At 70.0% G+C, this 21,072-nt stretch carries 19 protein-coding genes and 1 pseudogene; 5 read left to right on the top strand and 15 right to left on the bottom strand.

Annotated features, from left to right (window positions below):
* Positions 1–194, bottom strand: a pseudogene (locus FCN22_RS22365) (IS30 family transposase); the annotation flags it as partial.
* Positions 195–348: 154 nt separating this feature from the next.
* Here FCN22_RS22365 and FCN22_RS18515 point away from each other — a divergent pair.
* Positions 349–1,239, top strand: coding sequence for an EamA family transporter (locus FCN22_RS18515; RefSeq protein WP_137123048.1), 891 nt, complete (start codon positions 349–351; stop codon positions 1,237–1,239).
* A gap of 75 nt (positions 1,240–1,314) precedes the next feature.
* On the opposite strand, the gene FCN22_RS18510 is transcribed toward FCN22_RS18515, so the two are convergent.
* The 12 genes from FCN22_RS18510 to rpsA all read right to left on the bottom strand — a co-directional run bounded on the left by FCN22_RS18510 (position 1,315) and on the right by rpsA (position 13,681).
* Positions 1,315–2,301 (bottom strand): TerC family protein, encoded by a 987-nt coding sequence (locus FCN22_RS18510; protein WP_137123047.1) that lies wholly within the window; start codon positions 2,299–2,301, stop codon positions 1,315–1,317.
* 208 nt (positions 2,302–2,509) lie between these two features.
* Positions 2,510–2,863: a DUF3817 domain-containing protein gene (locus FCN22_RS18505; protein ID WP_137123046.1), complete on the bottom strand. Its 354-nt coding sequence runs from the start codon at positions 2,861–2,863 to the stop codon at positions 2,510–2,512.
* A 104-nt stretch (positions 2,864–2,967) separates the two neighbouring features.
* The gene (locus FCN22_RS18500; RefSeq protein WP_202911676.1) at positions 2,968–4,548 is read right to left on the bottom strand and encodes an MDR family MFS transporter; all 1,581 of its coding nucleotides are present in this window, start codon (positions 4,546–4,548) and stop codon (positions 2,968–2,970) included.
* Between the two features lie 64 nt (positions 4,549–4,612).
* Positions 4,613–5,050, bottom strand: a complete 438-nt coding sequence (locus FCN22_RS18495; protein ID WP_137123045.1) for a VOC family protein — start codon at positions 5,048–5,050, stop codon at positions 4,613–4,615.
* 34 nt (positions 5,051–5,084) lie between these two features.
* Positions 5,085–7,196: an excinuclease ABC subunit UvrB gene (uvrB, locus tag FCN22_RS18490; protein WP_137123044.1), complete on the bottom strand. Its 2,112-nt coding sequence runs from the start codon at positions 7,194–7,196 to the stop codon at positions 5,085–5,087.
* A 100-nt stretch (positions 7,197–7,296) separates the two neighbouring features.
* Entirely contained in the window at positions 7,297–8,346 is a 1,050-nt protein-coding gene (gene lplAB / locus FCN22_RS18485) for a lipoate-protein ligase LplAB (RefSeq protein ID WP_137123043.1), read from the bottom strand.
* 27 nt (positions 8,347–8,373) lie between these two features.
* Positions 8,374–8,715, bottom strand: a complete 342-nt coding sequence (locus tag FCN22_RS18480; protein WP_137123042.1) for a DUF202 domain-containing protein — start codon at positions 8,713–8,715, stop codon at positions 8,374–8,376.
* Entirely contained in the window at positions 8,712–9,140 is a 429-nt protein-coding gene (locus FCN22_RS18475) for a YidH family protein (RefSeq protein WP_137123041.1), read from the bottom strand. The genes FCN22_RS18480 and FCN22_RS18475 overlap by 4 nt, the downstream gene beginning before the upstream one ends.
* Positions 9,133–10,353, bottom strand: coding sequence for a dephospho-CoA kinase (coaE, locus tag FCN22_RS18470; protein ID WP_137123040.1), 1,221 nt, complete (start codon positions 10,351–10,353; stop codon positions 9,133–9,135). Before coaE ends, FCN22_RS18475 begins: the two co-directional genes overlap by 8 nt.
* Before the next feature lie 119 nt (positions 10,354–10,472).
* Positions 10,473–11,402, bottom strand: coding sequence for an SDR family oxidoreductase (locus FCN22_RS18465; RefSeq protein WP_137123039.1), 930 nt, complete (start codon positions 11,400–11,402; stop codon positions 10,473–10,475).
* Positions 11,399–12,013: a TetR/AcrR family transcriptional regulator gene (locus tag FCN22_RS18460; RefSeq protein WP_137123038.1), complete on the bottom strand. Its 615-nt coding sequence runs from the start codon at positions 12,011–12,013 to the stop codon at positions 11,399–11,401. The genes FCN22_RS18465 and FCN22_RS18460 overlap by 4 nt, the downstream gene beginning before the upstream one ends.
* Positions 12,014–12,175: 162 nt before the next feature.
* Positions 12,176–13,681: a 30S ribosomal protein S1 gene (gene rpsA / locus FCN22_RS18455; RefSeq protein ID WP_137123037.1), complete on the bottom strand. Its 1,506-nt coding sequence runs from the start codon at positions 13,679–13,681 to the stop codon at positions 12,176–12,178.
* A 213-nt stretch (positions 13,682–13,894) separates the two neighbouring features.
* On the opposite strand from rpsA, the gene FCN22_RS18450 reads away from it, so the two are divergent.
* Positions 13,895–14,722 carry a class I SAM-dependent methyltransferase gene (locus tag FCN22_RS18450; RefSeq protein WP_137123036.1) on the top strand — a complete coding sequence of 276 codons (828 nt, stop codon included), beginning with the start codon at positions 13,895–13,897 and terminating at the stop codon, positions 14,720–14,722.
* A 75-nt stretch (positions 14,723–14,797) separates the two neighbouring features.
* Here FCN22_RS18450 and polA read toward each other — a convergent pair whose 3' ends face one another.
* A complete protein-coding gene (gene polA / locus FCN22_RS18445; RefSeq protein WP_137123035.1) occupies positions 14,798–17,473 on the bottom strand; it encodes a DNA polymerase I in 2,676 nt (891 codons plus the stop codon).
* Between the two features lie 52 nt (positions 17,474–17,525).
* Between polA and FCN22_RS18440 the strand changes: the two genes are divergently transcribed.
* Positions 17,526–17,969, top strand: coding sequence for a hotdog fold thioesterase (locus FCN22_RS18440; RefSeq protein WP_137123050.1), 444 nt, complete (start codon positions 17,526–17,528; stop codon positions 17,967–17,969).
* Positions 17,970–18,041: 72 nt separating this feature from the next.
* Here the strand turns inward: FCN22_RS18440 and FCN22_RS18435 are convergent, their stop codons facing one another.
* Entirely contained in the window at positions 18,042–18,596 is a 555-nt protein-coding gene (locus FCN22_RS18435; protein ID WP_162308256.1) for a GNAT family N-acetyltransferase, read from the bottom strand.
* 141 nt (positions 18,597–18,737) lie between these two features.
* On the opposite strand from FCN22_RS18435, the gene FCN22_RS18430 reads away from it, so the two are divergent.
* Both FCN22_RS18430 and FCN22_RS18425 read left to right on the top strand, forming a co-directional pair.
* Complete coding sequence (locus FCN22_RS18430) at positions 18,738–19,523, top strand: DUF554 domain-containing protein (RefSeq protein ID WP_137123033.1); 786 nt, start codon at positions 18,738–18,740, stop codon at positions 19,521–19,523.
* Positions 19,524–19,625: 102 nt separating this feature from the next.
* A complete protein-coding gene (locus FCN22_RS18425) occupies positions 19,626–21,056 on the top strand; it encodes a branched-chain amino acid ABC transporter permease (protein ID WP_137123032.1) in 1,431 nt (476 codons plus the stop codon).
* Positions 21,057–21,072: the final 16 nt, after the last annotated feature.

The raw sequence follows: 21,072 nt of genomic DNA, 5'->3' as shown, positions 1-21,072 counted from the left end.
AAACATCGCTTGCGTCGTCCCGCATCCGCCGATGGCATCACCCCGCCACGATCTCGAAACCAGGCCCGCCCCTTGGTCGCCGACACGCCCACCACCACCGCGGCCTGCTCAACCGTCAGGCAATCGCGGACCTGAGCCCAGAACCGATACTCCACCTCAACCGGCAACCGCGGACTACCCCGACGAGCACTCATCTGCACACCTCTCAACGCCAGGTGTTGCAGTCACCCCTTGAGGCCAAGTGCCCTCTCAGGGGCCGAAACCTCGCGAAGATTCCTCAGGAGGGGTGGGGGTTCAGGACGGGGACCGTGCAGTGTCGGCGTCGACGGACGACCTAGCATCGAGACCATGCGCCGAGTCTCCGCCCTGCCGGCCCCGGTGCTGGTCATCGGCGCCGTCGTGTCGGTGCAGTTCGGCGGAGCCCTCGCCGCCACCCTTGTGCCGATCATCGGCGCCAGCGGCTCGGTCACCCTGCGCCTGATCATCGCTGCGGTGGTGATGCTCCTGATCGCGCGGCCCTCCGTGCGGGACCGCTCGCGCGGGGACTGGGCCGTGGTCGTGGGTTTCGCGATCACGCTCGGCCTGATGAACCTGTGCTTCTACTCCGCGCTGGCCCGGCTGCCGATCGGCGTCACGGTGACCCTGGAGTTCCTGGGACCGCTGACCCTGGCGACCGTTCTGTCGCGGCGGTTGCTCGACCTGGTGTCGGTGGCTGCCGCCGCCCTCGGCGTCGTGCTCATCTCCGGTGCGCTCACGACGCCGTGGGGTGACCTCGACCTGACCGGCCTCGGGCTGGCCCTCGCAGCGGGAGCCTGCTGGGCGGCATACATCATCTTCAGCGGGCGGACGGGGCAGCGGTTCGCCCAGCTCGACGGCCTCGCAATCGCGATGTTCATCTCCGCGGTCCTCGTCGCGCCGCTCGGCTTCATCGAGGCCGGGACGGGGCTCTGGTCATGGGACGCGCTGTCCCGCGGGCTCGGCATCGCGGTGCTCTCGTCGGTGCTCCCCTACTCGCTGGAGCTGATGGCGCTGCGCCGGCTGGCCGCTGGCGTCTTCGGCATCCTGCTGAGCCTGGAACCGGCTGTGGCCGCGCTCGCGGGACTGGTGGTGCTCGGCCAGCGGCTCGGAGGTGTGGAACTCGCCGGGATGGCCCTGGTGGTGGGCGCGAGCGCCCTCGTGATGGGCCGACAGCAGCACCAACCACGCGCTGCCGAGCTCGCCGAGACCACCAACCAGTAGCTCCGGCCGAGGCGGAGCCGAGGCCCTGCGCACCTCGCCTTCCTGACCTACGTGGCCCGGGTGCGTCGCCTGCGCTTACGCGGACTCCAGCTCCGGATCGTCGCGGCGCGTCTTGAGCAGGCTAGCCACCGTGGTGACCGCAAGGATGCCGATGATCGCGACGAGCGACACCCAGATCGGGATGTCGGGCGCCCACTCGATGTGCTGGCCACCGTTGATGAAGGGCAGCTCGTTCTCGTGCATCGCGTGCAGGATCAGCTTGACCCCGATGAAGCCCAGCAGCACCGACAGGCCGACGCTCAGGTAGACCAGCTTCTTGAGCAGTCCGCCGATCAGGAAGTAGAGCTGGCGCAGCCCCATCAGCGCGAAGATGTTGGCGGTGAGGACGAGGAACGGCTCCTTGGTCAGGCCGAAGATCGCGGGGATGGAGTCGAGGGCGAAGAGCAGGTCCGTCGTGCCCAGCGCGAGGATCACGATGAACATCGGTGTGATCAGCTTCTTGCCGTTTCGCGAGATCGTCAGGTGCGCTCCGTGCCACTCCGAGGTGGCCGGAAGCCGCCGCTCCACGAAGCGCATGAAGGCGTTCTCCTCGTAGTCCTCGTCATCGTCGTCGCCCTTGGCCAGCTTCACTGCGGTGTAGATGAGGAACACGCCGAACAGGTAGAAGACCCACGAGAACTGGTTGATCGCGGCGGCACCGACGGCGATGAAGATGCCGCGCAGGACCAGCGCGATGACGATGCCGATCAGCAGGGCGGACTGCTGCAGCTTCTCCGGCACACCGAACTTCGCCATAATGATGATGAAGACGAACAGGTTGTCGACCGAGAGCGAGTACTCGGTGAGCCAGCCGGCGTAGTACTGCGCCGCGAAGTCACCGCTGGCGAAGAACCACACCCCCAGCCCGAAGACCAGGGCCAGCCCGATGTAGCCGGACAGGGCGACCGTGAGCTCCTTGGTGGTCGGGACGTGCGGACGCCGCCCGACGACGAAGACGTCGAACAACAGGAGGGCCGTGGTCGTGCCGATCGTGACGATCCAGAGCCAGGTGGGGACGTTCATGGGGGTGCAGCTGCCTTCCGGTCACCGTGCAAGGACGTGTGGCCGGAGGTCTCTCCCACGCCATTGACGTTGGGGCCGGCTCCCCGGGTGCGTGCACGCGTGCGCGTGTGCTCCGTGATGACGAGGAGGCCGCAAGTGGGGATACTCCCCTCCGCACCACCAGTGTTTCACGAAGGTCGCAGGTCCCCAAACCGGCGCTCGGTGCCGCTCAGGGACGGGAGCCGACGGACTCGGCCGCGCCCGCCGCCGGCTGGCGCGCGGTCTCGGTGAGCAGGCCCTTGCGGTCCGCAATGACCTCGAAGACCGCGGTGCAGAACGGGGGGATCGAGGACAGGCCGGCCAGCACGAAGGTCTTGAAGCTCCACCCGAACTTCCCGCGCGCCCAGAAGACGGTGAGGACGTAGGCGATGAAGACGATCCCGTGCACCATGCCGAAGATCTGCACGCCGAGCGGGTTGCCGGCCGGTCCGTACTTGAAGTACATCCCGATCAGCAGGGCTGCCCAGGAGAGCGCCTCGGCGAAGGCGACGGTGCGGAACAGGGTGCGGGTGTTGAGCTTCACGAAGAACCATCCGGTCGGGACCGCGCGAACACGGTCGGGAGGATCGAGGTCCGGAGCGACCTACGGTGCGCCGTCGTAGACGCACTCGCACCATAACCCGCACGTCATCCGCCGGCCGAATCCGCCTCGGGCGTTCCCGACACGGGCCGGGCGCCGGGCTCCCGCGACGGGTGGGGCTCATCGACGGTCGGGAACCGGCGCGGCACCGCCGCCAGCAGGATGACCACCGTCGCCGCTCCCGCCAACAGCAGACCGAGGAAGACGGCGTGCGTGGACGCGTGCACGGCCGCACGCAGGAAGTCCGAGGCGGCGGCGTCGGCACGTCCACCCTCGAGCACCCGGCTCACGCCATCGACCGTTGAGGGCACCTGCCCCCGCAACGCCGCGGGTGCGTCGTCGAGACGGTGCAGCAGCACGGCGTTGGTCACCGCGCCGAACACCGCGGCACCGAGGCTCTGGCCCAGGAACCGGGCGAACATGGCTCCGCCGGTGACCACGCCCCTCCGCGACCAGTCGACCGTCGACTGCAGCCCGACGATGAGCGGGGACGTGATCAGCCCCATGCCCGCGCCCATCAGGGCACTGCCCGCCACGGGTTGCCACACCGGCGCGTCGACGGGGGTGAGCACGAACACCACCCCGGAGGCGACGGTGAGCAGCGCACCGACGAGAGCGGTGTCGCGAAAGCCGATCCGCAGGTAGAACCGGGCCGACATCCCGGCCGCGAGCGGCCAGGTCATGCTCATCACGGCGAGCACGAAGCCGGCCGCGACCGGCCCGAGCCCAAGCACCGACTGCGCCCACGTCGGCAGGAACGTCGAGAGGCCGATCACCATCAGCCCGGCGGTGAGCGTCGCGCCATACGACCCGGCCGTCAGCCGCTGCGTCCACAGCCACGGCGGCATGATCGGCTCACTGGCCCGGCGCTCGACGAGGACGGCCACCAGGGCCGCGAGCACGGTGCCCGCGAAGACCAGGACGCTCGGCACCGAGTCCCACGCCCAGGCGGTGCCGCCCTGCAACAATCCGAGGATGAGCAGCCCGGCCGCGGCCAGCAGCAGCCCCGCACCGGCGTAGTCGATGCGATGGGTATGCCGTTCGACGCGCTCGTGGAGTCCGCGCACGATCAGCGTGAGGGCCAGCGCACCGATGGGCAGGTTGACCACGAAGATCCACCGCCACGACGCGTACTCCGCGAACACGCCACCGATGGCCGGCGCCACGACCGCCGAGATGCCCCAGACGCTGGAGAGCCACCCCTGCACGCGGCCGCGCTCCGCCACGTCGTACAGGTCGCCGGCGACGGTGTTGACCGTGGCGCCGATAGAACCCGCCCCGAGTCCCTGCAACGCGCGGAACAGGATCAGCGCCACCATGTTCCACGCGATCGCCGACAGCGCGGATCCGATCAGGAAGACCACCACGCCGACGACCAGGACCGGCTTGCGGCCGTAGAGGTCGGCCAGCTTGCCGTAGACGGGGATGGTCACCGTTTGCGCGAGCAGGTACACCGAGAACACCCAGCCGACCAGGGAGAAGCCACCGAGGTCGCCGACCACCTGCGGGATCGCCGTGGCCACGATCGTCGTGTCCATCGCGACCAGCGCCATGGTGAGGATCAGCGCGATGAGGACCGGGGTGCGGTGGTCGCGGCGCATCAGGGCTGGCACAACACCTCCGCTCATGGTTGCCACCCCATCGGGGCCGCTCGCGCCTCCGGGCACCCCGCAACGTGGGACCCTTGGCAGGCTAGTTGACGCAGAACTCGTTGCCCTCGGGATCCTGCATCACGACGTGGAAGTGGTGGCCGGGCAGACCCTGCTCGAGGATGCGCGTGGCCCCGAGCGCCTCGAGCCGCGCGGCCTCGGCGAGGATGCTGTCCTTGCGCTCGACGCTGGTGTCCTCCTCGACCCGCTCGGCGCGCAGGTCGAGGTGCATCCGGTTCTTGGCGGTCTTGGGCTCGGGCACCCCGAGGATCACGATGCGCGGTCCGACACCGCTCGGGTCGATGAGCGACGCACCGTCGTCCCACTCGTCCTCCGGGACGCCCATCGCCTCCAGCGCCGAGGGCCACGAGTCGAATCCGTCCGGGGGCGGTTCCGCGGCGTAGTGCAGTGCCCTGGCCCAGAAACGCGCCAGGGCCTTGGCGTCGACGGCGTCGAAGGTCACCTGCCAACTCACCGCCACGGGTCCTCCTTCGCGTCGGCGCCACGCACCTGGCTCATGAGGTCGCCGCCGTCATCTGGCGCAGCTCCTTCTTGAGGTCGCCGATCTCGTCACGCAGCCGCGCGGCCAGCTCGAAGTGCAGGTCGCTGGCGGCCTGGTGCATCTGCTGGGTCAGCTCCTGGATCAGGTCGGCCAGGTCGGACGCCGGCAGCTCACCGGCGCCCCCGCGGGCGACGTCGACGTCGGCGCTCAGCGCACCGCGGCCGCCGCCGCGCCCGCGGCCCTTGCCGCGTGACTGCGACCGGCCGCTGCCCATCAGCGCCTCGGTGTCGGCGTCCTCGCGGCCCAGCATGTCGGTGATGTCGGCGATCTTCTTGCGCAGCGGCGTCGGGTCCAGCCCGTGCTCGGTGTTGTAGGCCACCTGCTTCTCGCGTCGCCGCCGCGTCTCCTCGATCGCCTCCTGCATCGAGGGGGTGACCGAGTCGGCATACATGTGCACCTGTCCGGAGACGTTGCGCGCGGCACGGCCGATGGTCTGGATCAGGCTGCGCGCCGACCGCAGGAAGCCCTCCTTGTCGGCATCGAGGATGCTGACCAGCGACACCTCCGGCAGGTCGAGGCCCTCCCGCAGCAGGTTGATGCCGACCAGCACGTCGAACTCACCCATCCGCAGCTCGCGCAGCAGCTCGACCCGGCGCAGCGTGTCGACCTCGGAGTGCAGGTAGCGCACCCGCACGTCCCGCTCGAGGAAGTAGTCGGTGAGGTCCTCGGCCATCTTCTTGGTCAAGGTCGTGACCAGGACACGCTCGTTGCGCTCGGCCCGCTCGCGGATCTCGTGCAGCAGGTCGTCGATCTGACCCTTGGTCGGCTTGAGGACGACCTCCGGGTCGACCAGGCCGGTCGGGCGGATCACCTGTTCCACCACTCCGTTGGCCTTGGCCACCTCGTAGTCACCCGGTGTCGCGGAGAGGTAGACGGTCTGCCCGATCCGCTCGAGGAACTCCTCCCACCGCAGCGGGCGGTTGTCCATCGCGCTCGGCAACCGGAAGCCGAAGTCGACCAGGTTGCGCTTGCGGGACATGTCGCCTTCGTACATCGCGCCGATCTGCGGCACCGTCTGGTGCGACTCGTCGATGACCAGCAGGAAGTCCTCCGGGAAGTAGTCGAGCAGACAGTTGGGTGCCGACCCCCGGGAGCGTCCGTCGATGTGCATCGAGTAGTTCTCGATGCCGGAGCACGAGCCGACCTGGCGCATCATCTCGATGTCGTAGGTCGTGCGCATCCGCAGCCGCTGCGCCTCGAGCAGCTTGCCCTGCTTCTCGAAGGCCGCGAGCTGCTCCTCGAGCTCGGCCTCGATGCCCTTGATCGCCCGATCCATCCGCTCCGGACCCGCCACGTAGTGCGTGGCGGGGAAGACGTACATCTCCTGCTCCTCGTGCACGATCTCGCCGGTCAGCGGGTGCAGGGTGTAGATGCGCTCGATCTCGTCACCGAAGAACTCGATCCGCACGGCGAGCTCCTCGTAGACCGGGATGATCTCGACCGTGTCGCCCCGGACCCGGAAGGTGCCGCGGGTGAAGGCCAGGTCGTTGCGGGTGTACTGCATCTGCACGAACCGGCGCAGCAGGTCGTCTCGCACCACCTCGTCGCCGACGCGCAGCCGGGCCATCCGGTCGACATACTCCTGCGGCGTGCCCAGGCCGTAGATGCACGAGACGGACGCGACCACGACGACGTCGCGGCGGGTCAGCAGCGAGTTGGTCGTGCTGTGCCGCAGGCGCTCGACCTCGTCGTTGATGGACGAGTCCTTCTCGATGTAGGTGTCGGTCTGGGCGATGTAGGCCTCGGGCTGGTAGTAGTCGTAGTAGCTGACGAAGTACTCGACCGCGTTGTTGGGCAGCAGCTCCCGGAACTCGTTGGCGAGCTGGGCGGCCAGGGTCTTGTTGGGTGCCATCACCAGGGTGGGCCGCTGGACCTGCTCGATCAGCCACGCCGTCGTCGCCGACTTGCCGGTGCCGGTGGCACCGAGCAGCACGACGTCCTGCTCGCCGGACTTGACCCGCTGGGTCAGGTCGGCGATGGCGGACGGCTGGTCACCGCTGGGAGAGAACTCGGAGATGACCTCGAACGGGGCCACCGTGCGCTGGAGGTCGGTCGTGGGACGCATGCCTCAACCGTAGACTCCCCCACCGACAGGCCCACCTCGTGCACGGCCGATGCGCCTGCCGGACGCGTCGCCGGCCACCGGGCACGGTTCGCCACTCACCTCACGGCACCCGGAACGTCCAGTCCGGGTTGCTGAACTTGGTCTCGACCAGCTCGCGCGCGCGAGCCAGCTCGGCGTCGGTGTAGGTGCTGTCCCGCGTGGCGTAGTGGGCCCGGAAGTGCGCGGCGAACGCGGTCAGGATGTCGGCACGCGCCATACCGGTCTGTGATCGCATCGGGTCGACTCGCTTGGCGGCGGACTTCGTGCCCTTGTCGGACATCTTCTCCCGGCCGATGCGCAGCACGTCCATCATCTTGTCGGCGTCGATGTCGTAGGCCATCGTGACGTGGTGCAGCACCGCGCCCGCGGCGAACCGCTTCTGCGCGGCTCCGGCGATCTTGCCCTGGTCGGACGCGATGTCGTTGAGCGGCACGTAGCGCGCGTTGACACCGATGTCGGCGAGCGCGCCCATCACCCACTCGTCGAGGAAGGCGTAGGAGCGCTCGAAGCTCAGCCCCTCGACGAGCGAGGTCGGCACCGCGAGCGAGTAGGTGATGCAGTTGCCGGGCTCCATGAACATCGCCCCGCCGCCCGAGATCCGCCGCACCACGCCGATGCCGTGGCGGCGGGCGCCCTCCGCGTCGATCTCGTTCTTGACCGACTGGAAGGAGCCGATCACCACGAGGGGCGAGTCCCAGTCCCAGAACCGCAGGGTGGGCGGACGCTCCCCGGCCGCGACCTCCTGCGGGATGACCTCGTCGAGCGCGACGTGCATCGCCGGATCGAGCACCACCGGCGGGATGAGGTCGAAGGTGTGGTCACCCCACCCGGTCGCCTTGCCCAGCGCGCGGCGGACCGCGATCCCGACCGCGTCGGGGCCGAAGCCCACCATCGAGACGCGGTCGTCGAGGGCCCCGCTGATGGCTTGGGCAAGCTGATCGGCGTTGGCGTCGGCGGGCATCCCGGTCAGGGCCGCGTCGATGTCCTCGAGGGCAGAGTCGGGCTCGAGGAAGAAGTCACCGGACACGGCCACCCTGGCCAGCCGGCCACCCTCCACGTCGATGTCGACCGCGACCAGCTTGCCGCCGGGAACCTTGTACTCACCACGCACGCCTCGCACCCTAGCCGTCAGGCTCGCTCAGCCACCGAGCAGGACCGCCATCGCGGTGGCCACACCGAGCGCGGCCAGCAGCACTGTGGCGGCGCCGATCCGCACGATGTCCGGCCAGGGCGACAGGTCGAGCCGATCCGCCGACAGCCGCACGACCCGGCGGCGCAGCAGGGCCGCGAAGCCGGTGGTCACCAGTCCGGCGAGGGCGCTGGCGGCGACCAGCGCCCACTGCCCCTCGCGGGCGTCGACGAGCACGAGAGGCAGCACGGCGACACTGGTCGACACGGCCGTGCGCTGCCAGGCGAGGGCGGTGCGCTCCGGCTGCAGACCGTGGCGGCCGACGATCACCGGCCGGTATGGCGTGCTCACCGGGACAGCTCCACGAGCGCCAGCACGACCATGGCCACCGCCAGGATCGCGACGCCGACCGCCAGCGGCACCAACGCCCTCGGCGCCGGAAGCGGTCGGGACAGCCGCAGCGACCGCTCGACGTGGGTCCAACCGATCACGGCGCGCAGCGCCGTCGCGCCGCCTCCCACGCAGGCCACCGCACCGATGATCGGGGTCCACCGTGGCAGGTCGGCGAGACTGGCCAACGAGATCAGCGCGATACCTCCCGCCACGATGGCCAGCGCGGTCCGCATCCACGCCAACGCGGTGCGCTCGTTGGCCAGCGAGAAGCGCGGGTCGGGTTCCTCCCCGACCCCGTAGACCCGGGCCGGTCGCCGACTCGGGTCGGGTGCGGTGGCCTTCGGCTCAGCACCGTCGGGAGATGAGCCGGCGGCCTCAGGCATCTGCAGCCTCCCGGACGCCCTCCGGCGTCCAGCGCGTGCTCACGGCCCACGCCTCGGCCCGCGGCAGTGCCCGGTCGAACCACGGTTCTTTGGCGTCCGCGTAGTCCGGCGTGCTGGCCGAGACGCTCGCCAGCCGGCGCTTCTCGGCCTCGTACTCGTCTCTCGCCTCCGCGTCGTCCCGCAGCCAGTCACGGAAGAGCAGGGCGAATCTCCATCCGGCAGAACCGGCCTCGCGGACGTGGACATGCGCGACCCGGCCTGGGTCGGCGCTGCCGTGGAAGCGCTTGCGCCACTGCCGCGGGTCGGGGAGTTGCGGCTTCGGGCGGTCCTGGAGGTTGCCCTCAGCGCGCGGGAAGCCCGCTCGAGCCATCGCCTCGACGAACCCCGGCTCGTCGGCGTCCTCGAGCCGGGCGACCTCGACCTGCACGTCGATGACGTCCTTCGCGGCCAGGCCCGGCACGCTCGTGGAGCCGATGTGCTGCACGTCCGCGGCGCGCGCGCCCAGCACGTGGGTGAGCCGCTGGGTGAGGCGACGACCCTGCGCGGGCCAGCTCGCGTCATACGGCACGAGCGTGGGCACCCTCGGTCCACGGCTGCGGCTGCCGGTGAGCAGGTTGTGCTCGTATGCCGTGAGCCTCGCGCGCCAGACCCGGTCCACCTCGGCGCGCAGCTCCTCGGGCGTGCCGTCGTTGTCGAGCCAGACGTCGGCAGCGGCCCGGCGCTGCCCGTCGGTGGCCTGTGAGGCCATGCGGGACCGGGCCTCGGCCTGGGTCATGCCGCGGGTGCGCACCAGGCGCTCGAGGCGCACCTCCTCGTCCGCGCCGACCACCACGACCAGGTGGTAGGCCGGGCCCATCTGCTTCTCGACCAGGAGCGGCACGTCGTGGACCACGACCTGGCCTTCGGCGGCGCCGGCGGCGAGGTCGGCCGTCCGCCGCGCGATCCGAGGGTGGGTGAGGCCCTCCAGGTCACGGCGCGCCGTCTCGTCGGCGAAGACGACGGCGCCGAGGGCGGGGCGGTCCAGCGAGCCGTCTGCGGCGAGCACCCCGTCGCCGAAGCGTTCGACGACCGCAGCCAAGCCGTCCGACCCCGGAGCCACGACCTCGCGGGCCAGGACGTCCGAGTCGATGACCAGCGCGCCGAGTTCCCGAAGCCGTGCCGCCACAGTGGATTTACCTGACCCGATCCCTCCCGTGAGGCCCACGCGCAACATGCGCCCAGCCTATCCGTGCCTGCGGCGCGCCCCCACGAGCGGCACGTTGTGCGCAAGCGGCACACCTGCAGCCCTGCCACGAGCGCCGAGTGGTACGACTCGGGCCGAGCCGTGGCCGGTCAGCGGAAGTCCTCGATGCCCTGACCGCTTTCGTCGCCGATGCCGTAACGGTCTATCAGGCCCCAGCAGTCCGGCCTGGACCCATCGGTGTCGGTGTGCCCGTAGGCGTCGGCGAGCTGGCGGGCGGTGACGACCTCCCCGGCATATCGGCTCGGATCCGGGTCACCGGCAAGCGCGGCCACTCCAAGGGCGACGTAGGTCGGTGACTCCGAGATCGCGAAACCCGGTGTCTTCTCGCAGGCTTCGCGCCAGGTCTCCTCCGTGACGCCGAATCCCTCCAACATCTGCTCCGACCGCAGCCAGCCCGGCGTGACGGCCAGGGCGGTGACGGGGTGGTCGGCCAGCTCGAAGGTGAGCCCCTTGACGATCCGCTCCACGTTGGCCTTGACCAGGTCGTAGTAGAAGCCGACGTTCTCGCGATAGTTGGCGTTGAAGCTGGACGTGCCGTCGGTCATCTCCACCACGAGACCGCCGCCGCTGCGCAGCAGGAGCGGGATCGCCGTGGCGCTGGTGATCAGGTGGGTGTCCACGCCCATCCGCAGCATCCGGAGGCCGCCGGCAAGGTCGTGCTCCCACAGCGGTTTGTCCCACTGGGCATAGCGGTCGCCGCCGAAGATGTCGTTGACGAGCACGTCGAGCCGGCCGTGCTCGCGCTCGATCCGATCGACCAGCGCGGCCACGGCCTCGGGGTCCTCGTGGTCCACGACCACGGGCGCACCCACCCCTCCCCCCTGCGTCATGAGGTCGCCGGTCTCCTCGATGGTCTCCGGCCGGTTGATCTCCGACCGGCCTCGCTCGCGGCTGCTGCGGCCGGTGGCGTAGACGAACGCCCCCGCCCTGGCGAGCTCGACGGCGATGGCCCGTCCCGCCCCTCGGGTGGCGCCGGCGACGAGCGCGACCCGGCCGTGCAGGGTTGTGTCTGCGGTCATGGTGATCTCCTCCTGGTGGCCTTCGGTCTCGTGGTCCACCCGCTCAGCAGCGCGTCCAGGTCGGCGCCGAGTCGGCGCACCAGCGACCCCTCGGGGTGCACCGACCAGGCCAGGCAGCCGCCCTCCATCGCGCCGACCACGATGCGCGCCAGCTGCCGCGGCGGGGGGCTCCCGACGAGGTCGCCCTCGGCGATCGCCTGCTCGGCGTGGATGGAGAGGTGGCTGCGCACCCGGCCCCAACCCCGGTGCAGCAGCTCGCGCATCTCGTCGTCCTGGAGGTCGACGGCCAGCGCCGCGAGCTGCAGCGCGGCTGTATCGGCGTGGTCGAGCTCGTGGTAGTTGTGCAGCGCGACCGCACGGAAGCGCGCGAGAGGCGAACGGCGCTTGGCGGCAGCCATCTCCAGCTCCTGGTCGAGGGAGGCCACCCAGCGTTGCGAGAGCCGCAGCAAGAGCTCCTGCTTGGAGCCGAACCGCTTCACCAGGGTGGCCGCCGAGACCCCAGCCACCTCTGCGACCCGCGCGAGGGTGAAGGCGGCGGGCCCGGCGGTCATCAGCACCCGACTGGCGGCGTCGAGGAGAGTGTCGTCGTGGGTTTCGACCGGTCGCGCCACTGCCCCACTCCTCCTTCCCGAGGTTCACTGCGTGAGCAGTTAGTAAATCACCATTCACTAACTCAGGGCAAGAGGGATGACGAAGGCCCGGACCGTGTGCCGGTCCGGGCCTTCGGGATGGTGCTGTGTGGTGCCTCGGTGAGGCTCACGGCATACGGTGAATCAGCCGCCGGTGAGCTTCTCCCGCAGGGCGGCCAGGGCCTCGTCGGAGGCGAGGGTGCCCTCCGACGGCGCGGCCGGGGCGGCCGGGGTGCTGCTGCTGCTCGAGGAGGACGACGACGAGGAGGAGCTGGAGCCACCCGAGGAGTAGGACGCGGAGGAAGCCGGGCTGGCGGCGGCGTCGGCGTCGGCCTTGAGGGCCTCCTCGACCTGGGCCTTGTGGGCCTCCCAGCGCTCGTGCGCGTCGGCGTACTGCTTCTCCCACTTCTCGCGGGCCTCCTCGTGACCCTCGAGCCACTCGTTGGTCTCCGGGTCGAAGCCCTCGGGGTACTTGTAGTTGCCCTGCTCGTCGTACTCGGCAGCCATGCCGTAGAGCGTCGGGTCGAACTCGGACACCGCGCCCTCGTTGGCCTGCTTGAGCGACAGCGAGATGCGGCGACGTTCGAGGTCGATGTCGATGACCTTGACGAAGATCTCCTGGCCGACGGTCGCGACCTGCTCCGGCAGCTCCACGTGGCGCTCGGCCAGCTCGGAGATGTGCACCAGGCCCTCGATGCCGTCGTCGACGCGGACGAACGCACCGAACGGCACGAGCTTGGTGACCTTGCCCGGCACGACCTGACCGATCGCGTGGGTCCGGGCGAAGTGCTGCCACGGGTCCTCCTGGGTCGCCTTCAGCGACAGCGAGACGCGCTCGCGGTCCATGTCGACGTCGAGCACCTCGACGGTGACCTCCTGGCCCACCTCGACGACCTCGGACGGGTGGTCGATGTGCTTCCAGGACAGCTCGGAGACGTGCACCAGACCGTCCACGCCACCGAGGTCGACGAACGCACCGAAGTTGACGATGCTGCTGACGACGCCCGTGCGGACCTGGCCCTTCTGCAGCTCCTTGAGGAAGCCGGTGCGGACCTCGGACTGCGTCTGCTCGAGCCAGGCACGGCGCGACAGGACCACGTTGTTGCGGTTCTTGTCGAGCTCGATGATCTTGGCCTCGATCTCCTTGCCCACGTAGGGCTGCAGGTCGCGGACGCGACGCATCTCGACCAGGGACGCCGGGAGGAAGCCGCGCAGGCCGATGTCGAGGATCAGGCCGCCCTTGACGACCTCGATGACGGTGCCGGTGACGACGCCGTCCTCTTCCTTGATCTTCTCGATGGTGCCCCAGGCGCGCTCGTACTGTGCGCGCTTCTTGGACAGGATGAGGCGGCCTTCCTTGTCCTCCTTCTGGAGGACCAGGGCCTCGACGTCATCGCCCACGGAAACGACCTCGGACGGGTCGACATCGTGCTTGATGGAGAGCTCGCGGGAGGGGATGACCCCCTCGGTCTTGTAACCGATGTCGAGGAGGACCTCGTCCCGGTCGACCTTGACGATGACACCTTCGACGATGTCTCCGTCGTTGAAGTGCTTGATCGTCGCGTCGATCGCGGCGAGCAGCTCTTCCTCAGACCCGATGTCGTTGATCGCGATCTGAGGGCTGGCCTTGGGGGCCGTAGTAGCAGTCATGTAGTGGGGACTCCGATTGTGGATGATGTGATCGGGGCGCACACCGCTTCTCCCGAGCTCACCCGAGGGAGGCGATCCGGCCCAAGATGGACAGGTTCAACGCATCAGCGCAGCACAAAGCACGCACCGATGCGCCCGTCCACCTTATCGGCGCCGTCTCCCCCGGGTCAACGCGGGTATGCCGTGCGCCCACAGCCGGGCAGGATGGTGGCCATGGCGCCAGACGATCTCGACCCCTCGGACGCGTTCGGTGTCGTCACGCACCGGCCCGCAAGCAGCCACGAGACCGCCCGTGCCAACCGGGCTTGGTGGGACGAGGAGGCTGCCGACTACTACCTCGAGCACGGCGACTTCCTCGGTGACCAGGACTTCGTCTGGGGTCCCGAGGGGCTGCGCGAACGGGACGCCGGGCTGCTCGGCGAGCTGACCGGCCGACGGGTCCTCGAGGTCGGCGCCGGCGCGGCACAGTGCTCACGCTACGTCGCGGTGCACGGCGGGCAGGTCGTGGCCAGTGACCTCTCGGCCGGCATGCTCCGCCAAGGCCTCGACCTCAACCGCAAGGTGAGGCTTGCCGTGCCGCTGCTGCAGTGCGACGCGCTGGCCCTGCCCCTGGCGGACGCCTCGGTCGACGTGGTCTTCACCGCCTACGGGGCGGTGCCCTTCATCGCGGACACCGCGCGGCTGATGCGGGAGTGCGCGCGCGTTCTCCGGCCGGGCGGGCGCCTGGTCTTCTCGACGACGCACGCGATCCGCTGGGCCTTCCCCGACGACCCGTCTCCCGAGGGGCTTCGCGTGCATCACTCCTACTTCGACCGGACGCCCTACGTCGAGCAGGACGAGTCGGGTCGGGCGACCTATGTCGAGCACCACCGCACGCTCGGCGACCGGGTGCGCGAGCTGACCGCCGCCGGCCTGCGGTTGGTCGATCTCGTCGAGCCGGAGTGGCCGGAGGAGAACCGGCAGGTCTGGGGCGGCTGGAGCCCGCTGCGTGGCGCGTTCATCCCCGGGACCGCGATCTTCGTCGCCGAGAAACCCCGCTGACCACCACCCCTCTCCGGGACGTCCTGCGTCCTGGTCGCCCGGGCCGCCACACCGCAGGACGTCCCGGAGCGCGGGTCAGTGGGCGGCGTCGTGCCAGGATCCGCCGATCCCGACGCTCACGTCGAGCGGAACGTCGAGGTCGATCGCCGAACCCATCTGCTCGCGCACCAGCGCCTCGACGGCCCCGCACTCCCCCGGCGCCACCTCGATGACGAGCTCGTCGTGCACCTGCAGCAGCATCTGGGAACGCAACCCCGCGGCCACCAGCTCACGGTGCACCCGCAGCATCGCGAGCTTGATGATGTCGGCGGCCGAGCCCTGGATGGGGGCATTGAGCGCCATCCGCTGGGCCATCTCGCGCCGCTGTCTGTTGTCGGAGGTCAGGTCGGGCAGGTAGCGCCGGCGGCCCAGCATGGTCTCGGTGTAGCCGGTGCGGCGTGCCACCTCCACCACCTCGGCCAGGTAGTCGCGCACCCCGCCGAACCGGGCGAAGTACTCGTCCATCAGCCCCTTGGCCTCGTCGGTGCCGATGCCGAGCTGCTTGGACAGGCCGAACGCCGAGAGCCCGTAGGCCAGCCCGTAGGACATCGCCTTGACCTTGGCCCGCATCTCGACGGTCACCTCGGCGGGCTCGACGTGGAAGACCCGCGATCCGACGAAGCGGTGCAGGTCCTCACCGGTGCGGAACGCCTCGATCAGCCCCTCGTCACCGGACAGATGGGCCATAATCCGCATCTCGATCTGGCTGTAGTCGGCCGACATCAGCGACTCGAATCCCTTGCCCACCACGAAGATCTCGCGGATCCGCCGCCCCTCCTCGGTGCGGATCGGGATGTTCTGCAGGTTGGGGTCGGTCGAGGAGAGCCGACCGGTCGCGGCGATGGTCTGCTGGTAGGTGGTGTGGATCCGGCCGTCGTCGGAGACCGACTTGAGCAGGCCCTCGACCGTCTGCCGCAACCGCGAGGAGTCGCGGTGCCGCAGCAGCGCCTCGAGGAACGGGTGCTCCGTCTTGGCATAGAGGTCGGTCAGCGCGTCGGCGTCGGTGGTGTATCCGGTCTTGGTGCGCTTGGTCTTGGGCATGCCGAGGGTCTCGAACAGGACGACCTGCAGCTGCTTGGGCGAGCCCAGGTTGATCTGCTCGCCGCCGATGGCCTCGTAGGCGTCGAGCTGGGCCTCGCGCACCTTGTCGGCGAACTCGCTCTCGAGCCGCTCCATCGACGGGGTGTCGACCGCGATCCCCACCCGCTCCATGTCGGCCAGCACGTCGACCAGCGGCAGCTCGACCTCCTGCAGCAGCGACGCGCCACCGGTCTCCTCCAGCTGGGTGTCGAGAGCACCGGCCAGGTCGAGCACCGCCCGGGCCTGCACCATCGCCGCCTCGGCCTCCTGCAACCCCGCGTCGCCCTCGAAGTCGAGCACGCCCTGACCCGAGTCGTCACCATCGCTGCGCAGCTCCCGCTTCAGATGGCGCAGCACCAGGTCGGCCAGGTCGTAGGACCGCTGGTCGGGCCGCACCAGGTAGGCCGCGAGCGCGGTGTCGCTGGTCACACCGCGCACCGGGAGCCCCCGGGCCGAGAGCGCCTCGATCGGCCCCTTGGCCTCGTGCAGCGCCTTCGGCCGTTCCGGATCGGCCAGCCACTGCGCGAGCGCCGTCTGGTCCGCCTGGTCGACGGTCGTGAGGTCGACGTATGCCGCGGGGCCACCCGCGTCGGCCACGGCCAGCGCGTGCGCATCACCGGTGCCCCGTGCCCAGCCGCCCAGGACGTGCAGCCCGACCCTGGCCCCCGACTTCGTGTGCTCGTCCAGCCAGGCACCCACCGCGCCGGGCTCGAGCACCGAGCCGTCGACCTCGAAGCCCTCCTCGGCCTCGACCTCGGCCGACTCCAAGGTGGCGAACAGCCGATCGCGCAGCACCCGGAACTCCAGGCCGTCGAAGACCCGGTGGACCTCCTCGCGGTCCCAGGCCTTGCGCTCGAGGTCGCCGACGGTGACCGGCAGGGACAGGTCGCGGACGAGCTGGTTGAGCCGGCGGTTGCGCAGGACCCCGTCGAGGTGCTCGCGCAGCGACTCCCCCGCCTTGCCCTTGATCTCGGTGACGTGGTCGACGATGCCGGACAGGTCGCCATACTGGTTGATCCACTTGGCGGCGGTCTTGGGGCCGACGCCGGGGACGCCGGGCAGGTTGTCGGACGACTCGCCGACCAGCGCTGCCAGGTCGCTGTAGCGGTCTGGCCCCACGCCGTACTTCTCCGTCACGCTCTCGGGAGTCATCCGGGCCAGGTCGGAGACGCCCTTGCGCGGGTAGAGCAGCGTGGTGGTGTCACTGACCAACTGGATGGCGTCGCGGTCGCCGGAGCAGATCAACACCTCGTGGCCGAGTTCGTGCGCCTGGGTCGTGAGGGTGGCGATGACGTCGTCGGCCTCGAAGCCCTCGGCCTCGACGTAGGGAACGCGAAGCGCGTCGAGCACCTCCTGGACCAGCGAGACCTGGCCCTTGAACTCGTCGGGCGTCTTGGACCGGCCGGCCTTGTACTCCGCGTACTCCTCCATCCGGAAGGTCTGCCGCGACACGTCGAAGGCGACTGCGACGTGGGTCGGCGCCTCGTCGCGCAGCACGTTGATGAGCATCGACGTGAAGCCGTAGACCGCGTTGGTGGTCTGCCCGGTGGTGGTCGAGAAGTTCTCGGCAGGGAGCGCGAAGAAGGCGCGGTAGGCCAGCGAGTGTCCGTCGAGAAGGAGAAGTCGGCTCACGCATGGCAGCCTAGGCCCCGTGACCGACAGCACCGAACAGGAAGTCCCTCCCATGAGCGACCAGTCCAGCAGCCTCGGCTCCGACCTGTTGGAGCACCTCCGTGGGAACGGCCTGGGCGCGCTGCCCGACCGCATGGGTGTCGAGCTGCTGGAGGCCACGCCCGACCGGCTCGTCGCCCGGATGCCGGTCGAGGGCAACACCCAGCCCTACGGTTTCCTGCACGGGGGAGCCAGCGTCGTGCTCGCCGAGACGCTGGGTTCGATCGGGGCCGCGTTGCACGCGGGGCCGGACGCCATGGTCGTCGGGCTCGACATCAACGCCACGCACCACCGCAGCGCACACGCCGGCCACGTCACGGCGACGGCCACCGCCATCACGCGGGGCTCGACGATCGCCGCCTACGAGGTGGTCGTGACCGACGAGGGTGGGCAGCGGGTCTGCACCTCCCGCATCACGTGCCTGGTTCGTCGGCGGCGTGGGCCGGCCACGACCTGACTGTCGCCGGCGCGGCCGGCCGCATCCGTGCGCGTCCCAGCGTGCCGGATCGGGGTCCGTGTGGCCCGTTCCTCAGCGGGCGAACCGCGCCGATGATCGAGCCGCCCGGGCGCGCAGGGAGCGCCGCAGGTGCACGGTCTGGACGCTCGCGTCGTTCTGCGCTCCGGTCAGCCGCCGGCGCAGGTTCGCCGTGGTGGTGACCCGCCGCACGACGTACTGGGAGAAGCCGAGCCGGGCGTAGAAGCGGTTGCTCTCCTTCTGCTCGGCGGGCACGCAGCTGGCGACCTGGTCGGCGCCGATCTCGTCGGCATACCGGGTCGCGGTGGACAGCAGCGCCTTGGCGACGCCGCCCCGGCGGGCGGACGGCACGACATACACCTGGTCGATCCACACGGTCGGGGTCTCGGACAGGCCGGACAGCGGGCTCTGCGTCAGCACGACGTAACCCACGAAGCGCTCACCCGAGCGCGCGAGGTAGAGCCGGACGTCGGGGCGGCGCAGCGCCTCCGAGACCCGCTCGCCAGTGGACGACCGCACCGCCCACTCCTCCGTGGCGCCGGCCTCCACCCTGGCCTGCGTCCACAGCTCGGTGAACTCGGACTCGAGCTCTGGGGTCACTTCGGACACGATGAAAGGCGAACGAGGCACGGCTCCTCCAGCATCGACACGGGACTCCCCGAGCTCCGGACCTCCCGACTCTAGCCCTCGGGCGGTCCACTTGGCGAGCGGCCCCTTCGCGCCTGTGGACAGAGCCCTACAGTGACCGGCGTGGACGGCGCCTTCCCCGGTCTCGGGACCCTGGTCAATGCCGCGACGGTGGTGGTCGGCGCACTGCTCGGTATGGCGGTCGGTCACCGGCTCCCCGAGCGCACCAGGTCGGTGGTCACCGACTGCCTCGGCCTGACCACCCTGCTGATCGCGAGCCTGTCCGCCGTCAGTGTCACCGACGCGGCCTACACCTCCGCGGTCGGCACCGGCGCGCCCGTCCTCATCGTGCTGGGCAGCCTGCTGATCGGCGGCATCGCCGGCTCCCTGCTGCGGATCGAGCAGCGCCTCGAGGGCCTGGCCGGGGTCATCCAGATCCGGCTCTCCCGCCGGCCCGGGCTGGTCGGCAAGGAGGAGACGGGTCAGTCGCACCACGCCCGCGAGCGGTTCATCGAGGGGTGGCTGAGCGCGACCCTGCTCTTCTGTGTCGGACCGCTCACCATCCTCGGGAGCCTGTCCGACGGGCTGGGCCGCGGGATCGACCAGCTGCTGCTCAAGTCGGTGCTGGACGGTTTCGCCGCGCTGGCCTTCGCCGCCTCGTTCGGCATCGGCGTGCTGATGTCCGCCGCCTCGGTCCTCGTCGTGCAGGGGTTGCTCACCCTCGCGGGTGTGCTGCTCGGCACCGTCCTGCCCGACGCGCACATCGCCGCCCTGACCGCGACCGGAGGGCTGATGCTCGTCGGGATCGCCTTCCGGCTGCTACGCATCCGGGAGATCCCGGTGGGTGATCTGCTGCCCGCGCTAGTGATCGCGCCACTGCTCACCCAGGTGGTCATCGTCCTGCGCTGAATGCAGGTTGATCACGATTCGGGAAGTGCGCGCCTGTTCCTCTTCGCCTGCCGCACCCGGTGTGCTTGACTGACCCGCCAAGCCCACCTTGAGGAGGAACTCGTGCGCGCACGCTTGATGGCGCTCGTCGCTGCGTGCTTCCTGATGCTTCTGGTCTGCGCACCCGGCGCCTCCGCGGCGACCCTGCCGTCGGCCGTGCCGGCCGCGGACAGCGGGACGTCGATCAAGGGGACGCTGGAGGGGCCGACCGACAAGCCGGTGCCCAAGGTTCGGGTGACGGTGAAGCAGAAGGGCACGTCGGTTGGTTCCGCCACCACGAACGCCAAGGGCGAGTGGCAGGTGTCGGTCCCGAAACCGGGTGACTACACCGTCACGCTCGACGTCTCGACGCTGCCCAAGAACCTGCAGCTGCGCAGCAAGGGCGGCGAGACGCTGCCGGATGTGTCGGTGCGCCCCGGATCCGCACGCACGGTGATCTTCCCGCTCATCCCCAAGAGCCAGCAGCAGGAGAGCGAGGAAGGCAGCTCGGGCGGCGCCACCGAGGGCTCGGGCAGCGGCGGCACCGACCAGGGCAGCACGGGTGCGGGCGACACCGGGGCACCAGCCGCGGGCCAGCCACCGATCAACCCCCAGGACTCGTCCACGCCGTTCCTCAACCGGTTCCTGCAGATGACGGTGGAGGGCATCAAGCTCGGCGCCATCATCGCCATCACCGCCGTCGGGCTGTCGCTGGTGTTCGGCACCACCCGGCTGATCAACTTCGCGCACGGCGAGCTCGTGACGATCGGCGCGGTCGTGGCCTACGTCTTCAGCACCAGCCCGATGCACCTGCCGCTCGTGCTCGCCACGGCCATTGCCATCGCGGTTGGGGCGCTGGTCGGCGGCGCCATGGAGCTGTCGTTGTGGCGCCCGATGCGCAAGAAGAGCGCCGGCCTGATCCAGATGTTCATCATCTCGATCGGCCTGTCGCTTCTGCTGCGGCACCTGATCCTGACCTTCTTCGGGTCGAGGAGAAACCAGTACTCGCAGTACACCGTCCAGGAGACGGTCCACCTCGGCCCGATCCAGATCACGCCACGCGACCTGTTCGTCACCGGCTTGTCGATCCTGGTGCTGTTCGGGGTCGCCTACATGCTGCAGCGCACCCGGATCGGCAAGGCCACCCGCGCCGTGTCGGACAACACCGACCTGGCCGAGGCCTCGGGCATCGACGTCAACAAGGTGATCCTGACCGTCTGGGTCATCGGCGGCGGACTCGCCGCCCTCGGAGGGGTGTTCTACGGCCTCACCCAGGCGGTCTACTGGGACATGGGGTTCAACCTGCTGCTGCTGATGTTCGCCGGTGTGATCCTCGGCGGTCTCGGCAGTGCCTACGGCGCCATGGTCGGCAGCTTCGTGGTGGGTCTGGTCGCCCAGCTGTCCACGCTCTGGTTCCCGGTCGAGCTGCAGAACGCCTGGGCCCTGCTGGCGCTGATCGTCGTGCTGCTCCTTCGACCACAAGGCATCCTCGGCCGCGCGGAACGCGCAGGCTAGGCCAAGGGCAAAGGCA

Source organism: Segeticoccus rhizosphaerae, assembly GCF_005222685.1.
Taxonomy (GTDB): domain Bacteria; phylum Actinomycetota; class Actinomycetes; order Actinomycetales; family Dermatophilaceae; genus Segeticoccus; species Segeticoccus rhizosphaerae.
This window is presented reverse-complemented; position numbering and strand designations above follow the sequence as displayed.

Bases quoted from the DNA above. Each gene is read 5' to 3' on its own strand.
- FCN22_RS18510 (WP_137123047.1), bottom strand. From the start codon at position 2,301: ATGAACGTCCCCACCTGGCTCTGGATCGTCACGATCGGCACGACCACG.
- coaE (WP_137123040.1), bottom strand. From the start codon at position 10,353: ATGTTGCGCGTGGGCCTCACGGGAGGGATCGGGTCAGGTAAATCCACT.
- FCN22_RS18440 (WP_137123050.1), top strand. From the start codon at position 17,526: ATGAGCGACCAGTCCAGCAGCCTCGGCTCCGACCTGTTGGAGCACCTC.
- FCN22_RS18465 (WP_137123039.1), bottom strand. From the start codon at position 11,402: ATGACCGCAGACACAACCCTGCACGGCCGGGTCGCGCTCGTCGCCGGC.
- FCN22_RS18475 (WP_137123041.1), bottom strand. From the start codon at position 9,140: ATGCCTGAGGCCGCCGGCTCATCTCCCGACGGTGCTGAGCCGAAGGCC.
- uvrB (WP_137123044.1), bottom strand. From the start codon at position 7,196: ATGCGTCCCACGACCGACCTCCAGCGCACGGTGGCCCCGTTCGAGGTC.
- FCN22_RS18450 (WP_137123036.1), top strand. From the start codon at position 13,895: ATGGCGCCAGACGATCTCGACCCCTCGGACGCGTTCGGTGTCGTCACG.
- FCN22_RS18500 (WP_202911676.1), bottom strand. From the start codon at position 4,548: ATGAGCGGAGGTGTTGTGCCAGCCCTGATGCGCCGCGACCACCGCACC.
- rpsA (WP_137123037.1), bottom strand. From the start codon at position 13,681: ATGACTGCTACTACGGCCCCCAAGGCCAGCCCTCAGATCGCGATCAAC.
- FCN22_RS18515 (WP_137123048.1), top strand. From the start codon at position 349: ATGCGCCGAGTCTCCGCCCTGCCGGCCCCGGTGCTGGTCATCGGCGCC.